Origin of the sequence: Shouchella tritolerans (assembly GCF_025770735.1) — a bacterium.
GTDB classification, from domain to species: Bacteria; Bacillota; Bacilli; order Bacillales; family Bacillaceae_D; genus Shouchella; species Shouchella tritolerans.
The window spans coordinates 654201-670576 of the sequence record NZ_JAODPB010000003.1 but is presented as its reverse complement, the minus strand read 5'-3'; the positions used below and the strand labels follow the sequence as shown (position 1 = coordinate 670576).

Annotated in this window: 15 protein-coding genes; 3 read left to right on the top strand and 12 right to left on the bottom strand. The window is 45.0% G+C overall.

Annotated features, from left to right (window positions below; translation table 11 throughout):
• Positions 1 to 74 precede the first annotated feature (74 nt).
• Together N6H06_RS13510 and N6H06_RS13505 are read right to left on the bottom strand one after the other, a co-directional pair.
• On the bottom strand, positions 75 to 1103 hold the full coding sequence (locus tag N6H06_RS13510; RefSeq protein WP_062748069.1) for a fatty acid desaturase: 1029 nt from the start codon (positions 1101 to 1103) through the stop codon (positions 75 to 77).
• A 208-nt stretch (positions 1104 to 1311) separates the two neighbouring features.
• The gene (locus tag N6H06_RS13505; protein WP_062748071.1) at positions 1312 to 2196 is read right to left on the bottom strand and encodes an AraC family transcriptional regulator; all 885 of its coding nucleotides are present in this window, start codon (positions 2194 to 2196) and stop codon (positions 1312 to 1314) included.
• 138 nt (positions 2197 to 2334) lie between these two features.
• Here N6H06_RS13505 and melA point away from each other — a divergent pair, with 138 nt between their 5' ends.
• Complete coding sequence (gene melA / locus N6H06_RS13500; protein ID WP_062748073.1) at positions 2335 to 3636, top strand: alpha-glucosidase/alpha-galactosidase; 1302 nt, start codon at positions 2335 to 2337, stop codon at positions 3634 to 3636.
• A gap of 39 nt (positions 3637 to 3675) precedes the next feature.
• On the opposite strand, the gene N6H06_RS13495 is transcribed toward melA, so the two are convergent.
• A complete protein-coding gene (locus N6H06_RS13495) occupies positions 3676 to 4287 on the bottom strand; it encodes a DedA family protein (RefSeq protein WP_062748075.1) in 612 nt (203 codons plus the stop codon).
• A 226-nt stretch (positions 4288 to 4513) separates the two neighbouring features.
• Here N6H06_RS13495 and N6H06_RS13490 point away from each other — a divergent pair, with 226 nt between their 5' ends.
• Positions 4514 to 5092 carry a sigma-70 family RNA polymerase sigma factor gene (locus N6H06_RS13490; RefSeq protein ID WP_263707141.1) on the top strand — a complete coding sequence of 193 codons (579 nt, stop codon included), beginning with the start codon at positions 4514 to 4516 and terminating at the stop codon, positions 5090 to 5092.
• On the top strand, positions 5092 to 5340 hold the full coding sequence (locus N6H06_RS13485; protein WP_062748078.1) for a hypothetical protein: 249 nt from the start codon (positions 5092 to 5094) through the stop codon (positions 5338 to 5340). Before N6H06_RS13490 ends, N6H06_RS13485 begins: the two co-directional genes overlap by 1 nt.
• A gap of 26 nt (positions 5341 to 5366) precedes the next feature.
• Here N6H06_RS13485 and N6H06_RS13480 read toward each other — a convergent pair whose 3' ends face one another.
• The 9 genes from N6H06_RS13480 to N6H06_RS13440 form a co-directional block, all read right to left on the bottom strand.
• Positions 5367 to 6248 (bottom strand): carbohydrate ABC transporter permease, encoded by an 882-nt coding sequence (locus N6H06_RS13480; protein WP_263707139.1) that lies wholly within the window; start codon positions 6246 to 6248, stop codon positions 5367 to 5369.
• A 10-nt stretch (positions 6249 to 6258) separates the two neighbouring features.
• Positions 6259 to 7209, bottom strand: coding sequence for an ABC transporter permease (locus N6H06_RS13475; RefSeq protein ID WP_062748082.1), 951 nt, complete (start codon positions 7207 to 7209; stop codon positions 6259 to 6261).
• Between the two features lie 13 nt (positions 7210 to 7222).
• A complete protein-coding gene (locus N6H06_RS13470; protein ID WP_263707137.1) occupies positions 7223 to 8446 on the bottom strand; it encodes a response regulator transcription factor in 1224 nt (407 codons plus the stop codon).
• Complete coding sequence (locus N6H06_RS13465; RefSeq protein ID WP_062748089.1) at positions 8447 to 10144, bottom strand: sensor histidine kinase; 1698 nt, start codon at positions 10142 to 10144, stop codon at positions 8447 to 8449.
• 66 nt (positions 10145 to 10210) lie between these two features.
• On the bottom strand, positions 10211 to 11884 hold the full coding sequence (locus N6H06_RS13460; RefSeq protein ID WP_263707133.1) for an extracellular solute-binding protein: 1674 nt from the start codon (positions 11882 to 11884) through the stop codon (positions 10211 to 10213).
• Positions 11885 to 12111: 227 nt separating this feature from the next.
• Positions 12112 to 12837: a YwiC-like family protein gene (locus N6H06_RS13455; RefSeq protein ID WP_263707298.1), complete on the bottom strand. Its 726-nt coding sequence runs from the start codon at positions 12835 to 12837 to the stop codon at positions 12112 to 12114.
• A gap of 94 nt (positions 12838 to 12931) precedes the next feature.
• Positions 12932 to 14449 (bottom strand): nitrate/nitrite transporter, encoded by a 1518-nt coding sequence (locus N6H06_RS13450; RefSeq protein ID WP_263707131.1) that lies wholly within the window; start codon positions 14447 to 14449, stop codon positions 12932 to 12934.
• A 207-nt stretch (positions 14450 to 14656) separates the two neighbouring features.
• Positions 14657 to 15304 carry a response regulator transcription factor gene (locus tag N6H06_RS13445; protein ID WP_062748095.1) on the bottom strand — a complete coding sequence of 216 codons (648 nt, stop codon included), beginning with the start codon at positions 15302 to 15304 and terminating at the stop codon, positions 14657 to 14659.
• Entirely contained in the window at positions 15301 to 16371 is a 1071-nt protein-coding gene (locus tag N6H06_RS13440) for a PAS domain-containing sensor histidine kinase (protein ID WP_062749064.1), read from the bottom strand. The genes N6H06_RS13445 and N6H06_RS13440 overlap by 4 nt, the downstream gene beginning before the upstream one ends.
• Positions 16372 to 16376: the final 5 nt, after the last annotated feature.

Below are 16376 nucleotides of genomic sequence, written 5' to 3'. Positions count from 1 at the left end.
CACGTTGAATAGCCTTCCCCGCAAACAAAAAAGGCTATTCTAATCGAACATTAGATAGCCTCTACACGGATTTGTTATAAGGAACGATTGGCCGCCAGCTTCATCTTTCTCATCTTTTTAAAGTCTCCGAAACTAACGAACGTCTTATTCTTCTCATCAAACAAGCGAAACTTTAGTGACGCTAAGCTTGTCGCAAGGGTGATGGTTGTGGCTTTTTGTAATGGTACAACTTGTTGGTGTGTCTTTTCCAGATTGTAATTTGGCACTTTAGGGCTTAAATGATGGACATGGTGGAAGCCAATGTTACCCGTTATCCACTGTAAAGGTTTCGGCAACTTGTAATAAGAGCTGCCCTCCACAGCCGCCTTCACAAAATCCCATTCGGCTTCATTTTCAAAATAGGAATCTTCAAACTGATGCTGAACATAGAAAAGCCAAATGCCGGCTGCACCCGCAATAAACATAAGCGGCCCTTGTACCAAAAGAAACGCTTCCCAGCCAAGCAACCAAATGCCGGCTGCATATAGCGCCACTATTGCAACATTGGTGACATGTGTATTGAGACGTTCCTTACGTTTCGCCCCTCTTTTATTTAAACGATTTTCAATTAAAAACAAATAGAGTGGCCCAAGACCAAACATGATAACCGGGTTGCGGTATAACCTATAAGCGGCTTTTTTCCAAATGGAGGCTTGTTCATACTCCTCAATCGTTAACAACCAAATATCGCCTGTGCCTCTCTTATCGAGATTTCCGCTAGTCGCGTGGTGCATCGCGTGGCTCCGCTTCCACTTTTCAAAAGGGAAATGGGTAATGATGCCCAAAAATGTCCCTAGCACCCGATTGGCCTTGGCGTGTTTAAAAAAAGAACCGTGTGTACAGTCGTGGAAAATGATAAACAACCTGACAACAAATCCGCCGCCTATTACCGAGAAAAGCAGCGACAGCCAAATAGACAGAGACAGGCTTTGATAAGCAGCCACCCATAGAAATGCTAGTGGAAATACCGTGTTACAAAGTTGCAGAAGACCAGCTCTTGTATCTGCTTGCGCGAATGTCGCCGCTTTACGCTTAAGGTTTATTTGTTTCGTTTGGCTCTTCATGGCTCACTCCTCCAGTCATTCTGTATGGATTCATGATATTAAAATCAATCAGCCATTTACAGTCACATCTGTCAGGAGCCTCACATGACAAATGTCATGTAGGTTAGGAAGGTTTGAAAAAAGCACGCGACAGCTAAGTGCGGATAATAAAGAACCATGCTCATAGAAACAGCAACATCATTCAAGTCTACTGTCAATGTTGCCTTTCTTACCACTCTGTGACAATGTAATCAATTAAATGGTTGTCTTCGTTTTTACGAAATTTGCTAGCAGATACGCCTACAGTCTTTTTAAAGACTTTTGTAAAATAATTGGGGTCATCCATTCCGACTTGGTAAGCCACTTCCGCAATGGTGTCATCGGTTTGCGCCAGCAAAGATGCCGCTTTTTTAATGCGAATAATCGTCACATAGTTCATTGGCGTAATGTTTAATTCTGTCTTAAACTGCTTAATAAAATAATATTTCGACCAGCCTGCTTCTTGTGCGATTTCCTCTAATGTCAGCGGTCTTGCATAGTTCGCTTCAATATAACGAATCGCTCTTGCAAGGGGTTCTTTTAATACTTGTTTCGGAGGAACTTCTAGAAACCGGAAACACGACAGTATAAATTCATACGCTTTTTGTGAGCCTGTATAGGAGTCTTGGATTTCTCCAGCAGCCGTTTCGGCATACAATTTAAACAAACGGCGGATTGGTTCGCTGTCTTTTTGCAAGGAAAAAACGGGCCCGTACTTGTTCTCCATATGCTTTTGCATGCGCAACGCTTCTTTTCCTTCAATCGTGACATAAAGAAATTCCCACGGCTCGGATCCCTCTTCTGGATAATAATAACAATGGGCACTTGGCAACGAAACGAAAAAAGCTTGGCCCGCTTCCACTTTATAAAGTGTTCCTTCATGGACCAATTCTCCGTAGCCTGAAAGCGTATATTGAAACACAATTTTTTCTCGTTCCATCCGTTTCGTGCCATCCCAACGATAAGCTTGATCCGTTTGTGTTTCCCAACCGATATTCCATAAATTCATAACAAACGGATAGGGCTGTTCCTGAAAACGAAAGCCATAGGACACGTTTTCATTCGTTTTCCGCAATGCGCTCCCCCCTTTTCCCCAGTATAAAGACAACCGTAATGAAAGCGCAATATTATCCATAAATCAAACAGCAATTTTCTACTGTTTTTTCAGTTGCCTCACTATACTATGGATAAACGGAACAAAGGGGGAAACGTCATGAAAAAGATTACGTTTATCGGCGCAGGCAGCACCATTTTTGCAAAAAATGTACTCGGTGATTGCATGCATGTGCCGGCGCTGCAGCAATTTGAATTCGCGCTCTATGACATTGACAAGCAGCGGCTTTCAGAATCAAAAACATTGCTTACACACTTAAAAAATAATTTAAACTCAACGATCATAATAAAAGCTTATGACGACCGCAAAGAAGCGCTGCGCGGCGCCTCGTATGTCATTAACGCTATTCAAGTTGGCGGCTATAAACCAAGCACAGTGATTGACTTTGAAATCCCTAAAAAGTACGGCTTGCGCCAAACAATTGGCGACACCATTGGGATTGGCGGCTTGTTCCGTTCATTGCGTACCATTCCAGTTTTGCTTGATATTGCTCAAGACATTGAAGAAGTGGCGCCAAATGCCTGGTTTTTAAACTATACAAACCCAATGGCTGTCTTAACTGGTACACTTTCACGCTACACAAACGTACAAAACGTCGGCCTTTGTCACAGCGTTCAAGTGTGCACACGGGATTTGTTTAAACATCTTGAGATGGACCACACGGGGATTGAGGAAAAAATTGCCGGCATTAACCATGTCGCTTGGCTCCTTGAAGTGAAAAAAGACGGCAAAGACTTATATCCTGAAATTAAACGGCGCGCTAAAGAGAAAAACAAAGAAAAACACCATGATATGGTGCGATTTGAGCTAATGGAACGGTTTGGCTACTATGTGACCGAGTCTTCAGAGCACAATGCTGAATACCATCCGTATTTCATTAAATCAGCCTATCCTGAGCTGATCGACGACTTCAATATCCCTTTGGATGAATACCCGCGGCGTTGCGTCAGCCAAATTGAAAGATGGGAGCAAATGAAGCAAGACCTTGTCGACAATGCTCAGATTACCCATGAACGTTCGATCGAATATGGGTCTCGAATCATCGAAGCAATGGAAACAGGTGAGACGTTTATGTTCGGTGGAAATGTCCTCAATACAGGTGGCTTAATCGCTAACCTTCCCGATAAAGCGTGTGTAGAAGTTCCATGCGTTGCCAACCGTTCTGGCATTTCGCCTACCTATGTTGGCGAGCTTCCTGAGCAACTGGCTGCCCTAAACAGGACGAACATTAATACACAGTTATTAACGATTGAAGCGGCAATAACCAGAAAACGCGAGCATATTTACCATGCCGCCATGCTTGACCCCCATACGTCTTCCGAACTGTCCATCGATGACATCGTCAGCTTATGCAACGATTTAATCGAAGCACATGGCAATTATTTGCCTGAATATCGGTAATGCAAAAGACGCGATTTGCAACATGCACAATCGCGTCTTTTATTTCCTTTTCTTGCGCAAGCGAATATACCATATTAGGATCGCTATCCCGATCATTGCTATTCCTACATAAACGACATCTGAAAAGACACTCATCGCCTCAACAATATCATGCCAGTTCTCACCAACAGAAGCCCCTAAATGAACAAGAATGGTATTCCAGACAGCTGTGCCAAGTGCCGTTAAGCATATGAATAGCCAAATATTCATTCCTGACATGCCAGCTGGAATCGATATTAAACTACGGATAAGGGGAATCAAGCGACAGAACAACACCGTCCACGGACCATAGCGATCAAACCAACGATCCGCCTTCTGTATATCCTCCTTCGTCAATCGCAATACATGCCCGTACCGGTCAATCAGCGCTTCCATCCGCTTCACATCAAGCCATTTGCCAACAGCAAACAAAATGAGCGCCCCGCACAACGAGCCGCCTGTGGCAGCGAGGACGACCCCTGTTTTACTAAGTTCCGTTTGCTGCGTCATAAACCCGCCAAATGTCAAAATCACTTCCGAGGGAATCGGCGGAAACACATTTTCCAATGCAATTAACGCAAAAATTCCCAAATAACCGAATTGTTCCATCAATTGAAGCAGCCACTCTTCCACTTCATCTCCTCCATCTCGTTCCTTCCTAAAAAAGTATAGCACGCCCTTTTCAGATTCTTTGTAAAAAATTGTGGTACAGATTTCCCAATCGAAAACGAATTGCATTAAGAACACTTGTTCGTTATACTCGATTATACGAAAGCACGTTCGCCTTTTTTCTATTTTCCTTTGATTTTTTCTGGATCGCTTTCTCTTTATACAAAAAAACTGACAAGGAGGCACTTTCATGGAAACGTATGAAGAAGAACTTTGCCGCAACCCGATCATTTCCAGGTTTTTAGAAGATCCGGAAAACAAACGGCTTTACATTCAGGCAGTTAACGAACCAACACTTAAAAACAAGCAAATCCTTGACGATGCTTTTAAACATTTTTTCGTCCGTGTTAAAGTAATCCATTATATTAGCCGCTTAATAGCTGGCTATTCTGTTGATTTTGACAAGCGTATCCGTAAAAACGAACAACAATTGCTTTCCTTAGACGCCCTCTTCCATAATGGACAAACGACATTGCTTGATATGTTGGCAGCTGGCGATGTCATTAAAGATGCAGAACTCGTTCAAGAAGAGGACGGGCAATATGGGGAGCTTTTTGAAAACGAGGTGCTGCAACAGGCCTTCCAAGAACTAAAGCCACTGCAGCGTGAAGTGCTCGTTTACTCGTTCTTTTATGGCTACCGGAATAAAGACATTGCCAAGCGGCTAGCTATATCGGAACAGCGTGTTTCTTACAACAAAAAACGGGGCCTCGAACTGCTGAAACAAAAAGTTGTAGGGCAAACGAAAAAACAAGGAGGCATGCCCTAATGGCGAAAGAATACCAGGACTATGAAACCATTTTGGCGGCCTTTGATTTAAAGATTAAAAAAAGCCTTTATTCAACAGACCCGGCTAACCGTGAAGATTTAGAACAGGAAATCAAGCTCAAAATCTTTGAAAAAATGCCTGTGATTGAAAACATGAATGCTCCTGGCTTCTACGAATTCGTCCATGGCGCTAATATCGCAGCGGAAACAAAAGCGCTGTATACGCTAAAAAAAGACGGGCGCCAATAGCGTCCGTCTCAGACTGTAGACAACCGCTACTCTTTTACCGAGCCAAGCACAATCCCTTTGACAAAGTACTTTTGCAAAAATGGGTATACGATGATAATCGGCAGTGCGCCAATAAAAATTTGAGCAGAACGGACTGTCCTTTCAGACAATGCTTTCACTTCGTCAGGATTGACATTGAGCTGGGAAAAATCATTTTGAACGATAATCGTTTGCAAAAATGTCGATAACGGATACTTGGTGGAGTCAGTCAAATAAATGAGCCCATCAAACCATGAATTCCATTGGCCCACCATGGTGAACAGCCCAACTGTGGCCAAGGCTGGCAAAGAGATAGGCAAATAAATTTTAAATAAAATTTGGAAGTGTCCCGCTCCATCTATAAAAGCCGCCTCTTCCAGTGACTTCGGCACGCCTGTTCGGAAAAAATTTAACAACAAAATCAGATTAAATACATTTACAGCTCCAGGTAAGACAAGTGCCCAAATCGTATTGATCAAGCCAAGATTTTGGACGAGGATATATGTGGGAATAAGACCGCCATTAAAAAGCATGACAAACACAAGTGCATACATGTACATTTTTCTGCCTTTAAACTCCCGGTCTTCTTTTGAAAGTGCATAAGCGGCAAGTGTAATCGTGGCGAGGCTGATTACCGTGCCAAGGACTGTCCGAAAGACGCCGTTCCATAACGCACGCAAAAAGTTTTGATTGCCAAACGTCTGCTCCCAGGCAGACACTGTAAAGTCAACTGGCCAAAAGCGGACAAGATTGGCATTGGCGGGAGCGGGCGCACTAAATGAGACGGCGAGTATATGGATAAGCGGCATAATGCAAATGGCGCTAAGCACAAGCAAAAAGACAATATTAAACACAGAAAAAATGCGGTATGTCCGGCTGTGGTAATGCATGCCACCCCTCCTAAAAAATCCGGTAGTTTGCGTATTTGTAGGCAAGGCGATATCCAATCACAATCAAGATGAACGCAATGACGGATTTAAACAAGCCTACGGCTGTTGCATAGCTAAAATTGCCGCCAATTAACCCTTGCCGATACACATACGTATCAATAATATCGCCTTTGTCATACACAAGCGGATTATATAAGTTAAAGATTTGGTCAAATCCTGCATTTAAAATATTGCCTAGCGCCAAAGTCGCTACTACAATCGTAATAGGCAAAAGCGCAGGCAACGTAATATAAAGCACTTGCTGAAAACGATTGGCCCCGTCAACGACTGCTGCTTCATACAGACTCGGGTTAATGCCTGCAAGCGCAGCTAAAAAGACAATCGCCGAAAAACCGAAGTCTTTCCAGACATCACTGGCAATGACGGTTACGCGAAACCAGTCGCCATCGCCTAGAAAGAAAATTGGATTGATGCCGATGCTAGCAAGTACTTGGTTCACTAAACCGCCGTCGACTGACAACAAATCGAGCAAAATGCCGCCTAAAATCACCCAAGAAAGAAAATGAGGCAAATACACGAGTGTTTGGATCGAACGTTTTAACGCCATAACCCTTACTTCATTTAACAGCAGGGCAAACATAATCGGAATTACCAGTTGAAAGACAATTTTAAAACTGGAAATAACAAGCGTATTCCAAATTACTTGCCTGCCTTCACTAAATGCAAAAATTCGCTGAAAATGTTCGAATCCAACCCATTCTGATCCAGCAAAGCCAAACCAAGGCTTGTATTCTTGGAAAGCCATAATGATGCCGCCCAATGGGATGTAGTTAAAAACGATAGCAAGTAAAATGGCAGGCATGACGAGGACATGCAACGGCCAATTCCGTTTCATGTCCCATGATTGTTTTTTCTTCAACAAAATCGGCAGCGGTTGCCCTCCTGTCTGAGCTGACTTCACGCAATTCACTCCTTTACCTGCTTCTAAACTCTTGTGGGGTCATATGAAACTCTCTCTTGAATACTTTGATAAAATAAGATGCATCTTTGTATCCAAGTTTTTTTGCGATTTGCGAAACTTTCATATTTGTCTCTGCGAGGAGTTCCACCGCACGATCCATGCGCAAACGATGGATGTAATCGCTAAACTTCTCGCCTGTCTCTTCTTTAAACCGCTTTGATAAGTAAGCCGCGTTTAAAAAGAGGTGGTCTGCTACTTCTTGCAAGCTAGGCTGTTCAAAAAAGTGTGCTTCTACATATTCATAAACGCGAACGGCCAGCTGTTCTTTTTTATGGCGTACTTCCTGAACCAATGGCGATGTTCCTGAAAGGAAGCTTTGGTAAATCTTAGGACCTTCTTCCCAGAACAAGAATGGCAGCGAGGTAGTTAATGTGATAGGTGCTTGGCATTGTTTTCGTAATTGCGTTTTGAGCGACAACATGTGCGGTTTCACCACGTTTAAAAGCGATTTATCCTTCTGCGAGCTCAATGGATAAAGCAAAACGGCATAGAGGTTTTTGTATAAATTGAACGTTGCTGTCGCCGTTATTCTCGTTAGATTACTGGCCATAACCGATTTAATCTCATCAACATCCTCCGTTGATGGCTCCTTATGAATATGAACGAATAACCATAGTGCTTGCACGTTTATATCTGTTGGCAAGCCGTAGCTCTTTAGCTCTTGTTCCGTTTCAAAAGTGCTCTTTTTGCTGGACAGCCACGGTGTTATGACCTGTTCAAAATAATCGCCAATGTTGTTGCGAATCGCTTCCATTGAACGCTTTTGCAACTGCAACTTCTCCAGTTCGCTTTTCCGTAGCGACAGAGCGCGGCTAACCGCTTGCATTAATTGCTCATCGCTGACTGGCTTTAGCAAATAATCGACTGCTTGGGCTTGAATGGCTGCTTGCGCATAAGCAAATTCTGCGTAACCAGATAGCAATAAACATTTTGGCGCATATGGACTCTTTTCCATTTCAGCGAGCAAATCAATTCCTGATTTCCCTGGCATTCTAATGTCGGTAACAACGACATCTACATTCCCTTTTTCCAAAGAGGCTAGCGCTTCGCTTGCTGAACATGCGCAATGTACACGGTCGATGCCAAGCGTTTCCCATGGCAAAGCCGATAAACCAAGCACCGTCGCTTCCTCATCATCAACAAGTAGCAATTCGAACGATTTCCCTGCATCATCCATTCAGACGACCCCCTGTTCGAATAAAATCTCGACTTTTAAACCGCCGAGCCCTGATTCCGATAGTACGAGGCCAGAGCGGCCAGCATATGTCTGTCTTAAACGTTGATGAACGTTGCGCATGCCGTAACTCTCAGAAAGGACGTCCTCTTCAAGCATCCGTTGTAATTGGTTGATTTTGCCCGTGCCAAGTTTCGGGCCATTGTTTTCTACTGTCAGGCGGCAGATGCTATCCCCACTTATTTCACCGGTAATATGGATGTATCCATCGCCTTCGATGTTTTCAATGGCATGGACAATCGCATTTTCAACAATCGGCTGTATAATGAGCCTCGGAATCGTGATCGTGTTCATTTCATCAGGCACCACAATATCATAGTGCAAACGCCTTTTTCGCAACGCATGGATCGCTAAAAAATTTTCAACAAGTTTGATTTCTTCTGCTATCGTTGTTTTTTCTTCCTCCACTTTTACACGATAGCGGAAATAATCACCTAAATGCAGGGCCATTGCTTCCACAGCATTGGTGTTATTCACTTTTGCCATATTTTTAATATAAAACAAGCAATTGTACAAAAAATGAGGATCAATTTGTGCTTGCAACAGCTTCAACGATGCCTCTTGAGAACGGATTTTTTCAGCAAGCACCTGTTCAATCAATGTCTGAATTTGTTCGGCCATTTCATTGAATCCATTCATGGCAATGGCGAACTCTTTTTGCTTAGGCACTTTCATCCGCACGCTATAATCGGCCCCTTTAAATGCCAAAATCCCATCTTTTAACCTATCGATTGGCCGATGGATTTGCGTGTATAAGAGCCAAGCAGCAGCAACCCCAAAGAGCAATAGCATTGCTACAGTCACATAAAACCACAGCCGCGTCGTTTTAATCGGCTCTAATACATTTTCCATAGGGACAACGTCTATTAATGCCCAGCCGAGTGAAGGGGATTGTACATAGGTGACAACGTATTCCTTGTCATCTTCTTCATACGTGAACATTCCGTCCCTTTGATTGCCGCCATGTTGGTTAAATTTCTCAATCACGGCCTCGTGATTACCAGCCGAGACAATCGCATGATGTTCTTTGTTGTAAAACAAAGCGGTTTCTTCCCCAGATGACTCCAGTGAGAGCAAATGGGCTCGAATGCTTTCTGCATAAAGTCTTGCTTCAATGACAACATTGTTGCCAACGGGTTTTCCTTGGCTAGGATATTGAAAATGTTGGATGAAGTACGGTTTGACGTGATCGATATTCGATCCAGCCTCCACGTACGTCCACGAAGGCGATAACGCTCTAGGCTGTTTTGGCAATTGCGGCATCGTTGAAATGGTTCGTTCGCCGTCGGGCAAATAAACACTTACATCGACAAGCATGTTACTAAGTTGCTGGTAAAGAAGGAGTTTCTGCTGTACGGCATCTTTAATCACAACCGCCTCGTATGGACGCATCAATTCGACATTGCGAAGCTTGTCTACATCTGAATCAATACTGAGGGCGATTAAAAACTGCGAAAGCTGCCAGATGTCTGCCTCCAGCCTGTTCATTGTGACTTCAAGACGACTTAAATTACGAGAGTGCACTTCCTCACGGACAACTTGTTCGCTCACATAATAAAAATACGTATAAAGAGCTATAACCGGAAGCAACAAAAAAACAATACTGGCCACCATTTTTTGGAATAGAGATAAATGCTTCATTTTATCGACTCTCCTCCTTCGCTTTTAGGATACAACCCATTTCGCTTGCAGAGGAGAGCTGTTTTTTTACTCTTGGTTTTCTTGAACCGATTTAAACCATTCATTCACTTCGGCTGTTAAATCATCGCCGCCTGAAGCTTCCCATTGTTCAACGAGCGCCTCAAAATCATCGATTGGTTTTTCTCCATAAATCATTTTGCTAAAGTTCTCCTTCAGCAACGTATCAAGGGTATCGCCTTTTTGCAGCATGGTTGCAGTAGGAGCGCCAGTAAACATGCTTGGAATTTGTGCATCCTGTCCGTCTACAACAATCCGTGCGCCCTCCCAGGCTTGTTCTGGATACTGCAAATGCATTTTCTGTTGGAACGGCGTTTCTGGCTCATGACCCCGTGCAAAATCAGCAAGTGTATTGATATAAAGAGATGGTATCCGCGCTCCATCAAATGTGAGTGTATATTTCACAGGATCAATGCGCCCGCCAGGAATGTCATCATCGCTGTACTTCACTTCTCCGTCTTTTATGACGTAGTCGTAGCCTTCTGCAAAGCCATATTCAAACTCGCTTCCTTCAGTTGGGTTGGCAAAATGGTCAAACAGATAATTTTGATAAACAAAGAATGCTTGGATTTCATCTTCTGTAGCGTCTGCATTAATCATCACTGCCCCATTGTGTGAAGTAATCCCGGTGGAACGCCCTTTTTGCCCGTCTGGACCACTTGGAATGTCATAAGCCCGGTACTCAGCGCCCTCTACATTTTGCTTTAGCTCGCTTAAAGGCCAGTCAGGCATCCAATGAGGACCAGCAATGATGCCGGCTCGCCCAGATGTGAACAGTTCTGCCGCTTTGCCCTCATCCCAAAGGCCTGACTCTGGATGGATATAGCCTTTTTCCATCCAACGCCTCATCGTTTCCAGCCCTTCTTTTATTTCTGGTTGAACCGAGCCATGTTCTAAAGTACCATCGGCAGCTAAATTCCACTGGTCAGGCATGCCGCCATAAGCGCCAAACACCCAATCAACTTCAGACATCCATGTGTTTAAAGCATTGGCAAATCCAACAGCTAGGCCATACGTTTTCTCTCCAGTGCCAGTCGGATCTTCATTGACAAATGCGTCCATCAATTCCTCGATATCATCCAGCGTTTCCGGGGGCTCGAGCCCAAGGGCGTCCATCCAGTCTTGACGGATAAACAAGACCGAATCGCCATTCATTTCGTAATCCAAAATGGGGATAGCCATCCGCCCTTCCTCGCGAATATAGGGATCCCAAGCGTGAGGATCAGCCGCCATCGCTTCTTTCCATGTGTCTGAGGCATACTTGTCAAACAGTTCACCAACTTCCATCACACGGCCAGAATCAATGAGATCTTGTGTAATATCGCTGCGCAATGCTAAAATCGACGGCAATTCTTCATTGGCTGACATGCTTAGCTGTAGCTTTGTATCAAAGGTTTCTCCTGGCCCGCTCGTTGTCCATAAATAATTCAAGTCAATATTAAATGTTTCTTTGACCCAATCTGTGTGGACATTGTCTTCTATCGTTTCCCCGTCGCGAAAGAAAATATCGCCCGACACATGCTTGATGACATTAAGCGTCACTGGCTCTTCAAACGTTTGCGGCAACTCATTTGCGGTTGCTACTGGTTCAACTGAGCTTTCCTTTTGGTTTGACTCTTCGCTACATCCAGCAAGCACCAGTGTGAGCATGCCAAAACACAAATAGGTGATTTTCGTCTTCATGCTTGCTCCCCCCTTTATTAATGAAAACCCTTTCATAAATGAGTGTACGCGCTTTTCTCGTTCGCATAAATAGGAGTTTTTTAAGCTTTACGGTATTTCTTTGTGGATGATCGTGCCCGCCTGCGTAAACGGAAAAAAGCCCCTAAGAGGGCTTTCAGATTAAGACAGTATATAGCAAAACCTTAAGTCTGATGGAGAACATTGCCTTTTCGTTATAAAGGTTATCTTTAGAAACAGAGCACTACTACAATAAGAAACTGAACCGCCCCGACAGTTTCTAGAATGCCAACTTTCATTGGTTTCATGCTTGTACCTGAAAACTTGAGGGCGCGCAGCAGCGGAAATAAATACGCCAGGCTCAGCCATGGATTGCCGAACAACAATGGCACCGCTAAAATGACAGCATGATAGATCTTCGAGTAGTATGTATACCGCCTGTTCTTCCGCTCACGAAACACAGATTTCACGAAAAACACCGTCCCGGTAAAATACAGGAAATTAAACAGAACCACTGCCGTAAGCCCGTTATCGAACCCACCTCCGCCTAGGAAATAAGCGGCTGCACCTCCAGTGCAGAACAGCAGAATCGCACAAATATCATTGAATAGCGCGCGTTCCGCTTTTCGGCGAACATGCCATATATGGACCATCATGAATGCAAGCAGAACAGGCGCGAATCCTAGTACCCAAGGCTCCATCAGCACGACCGGAATGAGAAAGGCAGCAGCGCTGGCGGCATAGCCGCCCCCCCATTTTAACCAGCTTTTTTTCTTGTTCCCTCTCCTTAAAGCTTGCAACAACGGATAAGAAGCTAAATACAGCAACAGCCAGGCAAGGAAGAGCGGCAGATGGAGCGCCACTGGCTGTGCTGCCATCATGCCGATAATATAAGGCACGCTGATCATCGCCCAGCCGCCATGCTCCCGGGGAATGACCACTTTTGCTTTTTTCATTTCATCGCCCCCTTTTTCAGCTAGGTTTAAGCGCCCATTCTCCAGTCGCCCCGATTGGCAGACCACCATGCCTATGTCTTGCTGCCATCGGTCGTTATACGAGAGCGTCATTTGCCCCCGGCGGGCGAGCTGTAATATCGCTGAACGTGCCGACATAATGAACGATGTCCCCCGTTTCATCTTTTACAGCATTGATGGTTAACAGTTCAAGATACTCTTCCCCATTCTTTCTGCGATTCCAAATTTCGCCTTGCCAGCTGCCCTTCTCCATAATCTCCGTCCACATGATTTGATAAAATTCCAATGATTGCCGCCCCGATTTAAGCAGGCTTGGATTCCTTCCTATTACTTCTTCTTCTTTGTAACCCGTCAATTTGGTAAATGCGGGGTTCACAGCATGAATGCGCTTTTTGGCATCCGTCACCAAAATGCCCTGACCAGTGGAGTTGAACACCTGGGAAGCAACAGTCAATTTGTCCTGATAATACATCCACACCACTAGCACAAAGCTCGCAAGCGCAACTTGGGATAAAGCCATGAACCCAATCGAGTATTGACCTGTCACTGAATGGATGAACGAGAGCATCAACGGCGGGAAAAATCCGCCCAAACCGCCCATCATCGATACGATTCCATTGACAATGCCTGCTTGTTTATTAAAATAAAACGGCACCAACTTAAAAATAATTCCGTTGCCAAGACCTGCACAAACGGCTATCGTCAGACATCCAACCGTATACAAAGCGAGTGATGGGGAAAACGCCAGCACCACTGCGGCCAATGTCAATCCGATAAACACCCCCATCAGCAGAAACAATGGCTTGAATTTATCCGCAAGCCATCCTCCCACGGGACGGAGAAACGTCGCAATCAGGATAAAGCCTGCGGTCCGCAGTCCTGCATCCACTTTCGGCAGTTCGAAATGGCTGACCAAAAAATTCGGCAAATATACAGTGAAGGCCACAAAGGATCCGAACGTGATAAAATAAAACAGTGAAAAATACCATAGTTTATCATTTTTATATACACCTTTGATCTGCTCCATAATCGGGGTTTTGACCTTCGTTTCTTTGCGGTCCCCTAAAACGGCGTTTAAAGCAACAAATAGCAGCAGCAGAATCAAGTATAGCTGAACGGTAGCTGACCAGCCGATCTGGGTAGCAACAACTGGCGCGGCAAATGTCGTTATTGCCGTCCCCAAATTGCCCATTCCATATATGCCGTTTACTAGCCCTAACTTTTCCTTCGGATGGTATTTGGGTAACGAGGTGACGCCTACCGAAAACACGGCTCCCCCGATGCCAAGAAACAATCCCCCGATCACGAGATGCGTAAAACTTGTCGCGATGCTGATAAAATAGACCGGGAACAACAGCAGAATAAAACTAGTGATAAACACCATTCGCGCGCCCACCACGTTGGCGTAATAGCCGAGGGGAATCCGTAGAACAGATCCGAGAACTACAGGGATCGCGGTCAGGATAGCAACCCGGTCGGCGGGAATCGCGATATCTTCCCGTATAAAGGGCAACAGCGCCGAGATAATTACCCACACCATAAACCCCAGCACTAAATTCATCGTTTGCAGCGGCAGCTGCAGCTTCTTGATCATTCTCATCACCTTTTCTGTGCAAAATGAATGGCTCTTCCGATTGATCCCCGTCTCTAATTGTAAGTGAAATTATTCACAAAAATAATAGGGAAGTTCCCTGATCCTTGCCAAGGAACTTCCCTATGATTGTATCAACAGACTCCCTAAAGCCCTTTAGAAGATTCTGCAAAACTTGTAGCTTAATCAATAGCCGTGTAGCACACGACTCTAAAAATCTAGCAATTTTTTCTTCAGTGCATATTCAACCAACTCCGGCCGGCTCTTCAGATTTAGCTTCTCCATGATCTTGGCTTTATGGGCCTCGACGGTTTTGACGGATACATACAGCTTCTCGGCAATCTCTTTGTTCCCGAATCCCTTCGCAATCAATGGCAATATTTCAACTTCTCGTCGGGACAAGCTGTTGAACGGATCTTGCTCGGCACTTTCGCTGTCTTTTTTGATGAATTCCCGCACTAAAGAAGTAGCCATTTGAGGATGAATATAAGTGCCGCCAGAATGAACCATTCGTATAGCCGATAGGAGTTCGTCATCAGGCGCGTTTTTGAGCACATACCCTGCTGCTCCATTTTTCAAGACATGGAACAGGTAATCCTCGTCATCATACATGGTCAAAATAATAATTTTCGTGTCTGGAAACTCGCTGCTGATTTTGCCTGTGGCAATGAGCCCACTTTCCCCGGGGGGCATGCTTAAATCCATTAGCAGCACATCTGGACGATGCCTCGCCACCATTGCGTAGGCCTCCAGGCCATCGGCTGCGGTGGCCACCACCTCCATATCCGGCTGATAGTTCAAAATCATAGAAAACCCGCTTCGAACGACAGCATGATCGTCTGCAATGACAATTTTCATGCCTCCACCTCCCGTTTCTCCTCTAGCCTCGGCAGCGGGATGCTTAGCTGAACGGTAGTCCCTTCGCCCACGGCGGAGTGGATTGTAAACTGGCCGCCCACCAGCTCGGCCCGCTCCCGCATTCCATATAAACCGAGCCCGGTTCCCTTTGCCTCGTTAATGACCATATCAAATCCCACGCCCTCATCTCTGACCACCAGTTGAAGTTGGCCGTGCTCCTCGCACAGCCGCACATATACCTCATCGGTTTCTGCGTATTTCAAAGCATTAAGCACAGCCTCTTGACATACACGATAAACAACGGTCTCGATCTCGCTGCCGTAGCGAGCTGCGGCAAGCTCTGCTGAGAACTTCACCAGCAGTCCATAATTCTTCTCCATCCACTTGAAATGGGAGCGAAAGGCTGCTTCCAGCCCGAGATCATCTAGCGAAGAGGGGCGCAGCTCCACCGACAAATGGCGGATATCATCCAGCAGCCGTGTCAAAGATTGCTCGGTATGCTGGAGCTTCTTCAGCACATCTTCCCCGACATCCATATATTTGACGACGCGCAGGTCGACGAGTGAGCTTAACAGTTCCTGGGCTACGCTGTCATGTAACTCTCGAGAAATCCGTTTACGCTCGTCCTCCTGTGCTTTGATGACATATTGAAGCATATGATTGCGCTGTAGCATCTCCTGTGTTTTCTGTTGCTTCGTCAAATCCAGCAGCATGAGCACCCGCACGCCACCTTCCTCGTCAATCGTATGGTAACTGGCAGCAAACGGAACGACACCCCCATCCTTTGTCTTAAGAAACAATTGAAAAGAGGAAAACTCTCCTTGGGGATAATTGAGATAGCAATTGGCACAAGAGATCAGTTCTTGCTCATCGGTGTAACCTTTGCAAGTTTGACAGAACGATTCGTCAGTTCCTGCGCGAATTCGCCTAATGACTTGCGGGTCAATAATCTGCTCCGCCGCGGGATTCATATCAATCACGTTGCCCTCTTCATCGATGAAGATCATAGCCTCCATGCTATTCCGGTACAGCTTGTTCATCAATTCGCTCAAGTGTGCTCCGGTCATCGCTT

Coding starts and splice junctions, on each gene's coding strand:
- N6H06_RS13510 (WP_062748069.1), bottom strand. CDS start 1,103: ATGAAGAGCCAAACGAAACAAATAAACCTTAAGCGTAAAGCGGCGACA.
- melA (WP_062748073.1), top strand. CDS start 2,335: ATGAAAAAGATTACGTTTATCGGCGCAGGCAGCACCATTTTTGCAAAA.
- N6H06_RS13490 (WP_263707141.1), top strand. CDS start 4,514: ATGGAAACGTATGAAGAAGAACTTTGCCGCAACCCGATCATTTCCAGG.
- N6H06_RS13485 (WP_062748078.1), top strand. CDS start 5,092: ATGGCGAAAGAATACCAGGACTATGAAACCATTTTGGCGGCCTTTGAT.
- N6H06_RS13480 (WP_263707139.1), bottom strand. CDS start 6,248: ATGCATTACCACAGCCGGACATACCGCATTTTTTCTGTGTTTAATATT.
- N6H06_RS13470 (WP_263707137.1), bottom strand. CDS start 8,446: ATGGATGATGCAGGGAAATCGTTCGAATTGCTACTTGTTGATGATGAG.
- N6H06_RS13465 (WP_062748089.1), bottom strand. CDS start 10,144: ATGAAGCATTTATCTCTATTCCAAAAAATGGTGGCCAGTATTGTTTTT.
- N6H06_RS13460 (WP_263707133.1), bottom strand. CDS start 11,884: ATGAAGACGAAAATCACCTATTTGTGTTTTGGCATGCTCACACTGGTG.
- N6H06_RS13455 (WP_263707298.1), bottom strand. CDS start 12,837: ATGAAAAAAGCAAAAGTGGTCATTCCCCGGGAGCATGGCGGCTGGGCG.
- N6H06_RS13450 (WP_263707131.1), bottom strand. CDS start 14,449: ATGATCAAGAAGCTGCAGCTGCCGCTGCAAACGATGAATTTAGTGCTG.
- N6H06_RS13445 (WP_062748095.1), bottom strand. CDS start 15,304: ATGAAAATTGTCATTGCAGACGATCATGCTGTCGTTCGAAGCGGGTTT.
- N6H06_RS13440 (WP_062749064.1), bottom strand. CDS start 16,371: ATGACCGGAGCACACTTGAGCGAATTGATGAACAAGCTGTACCGGAAT.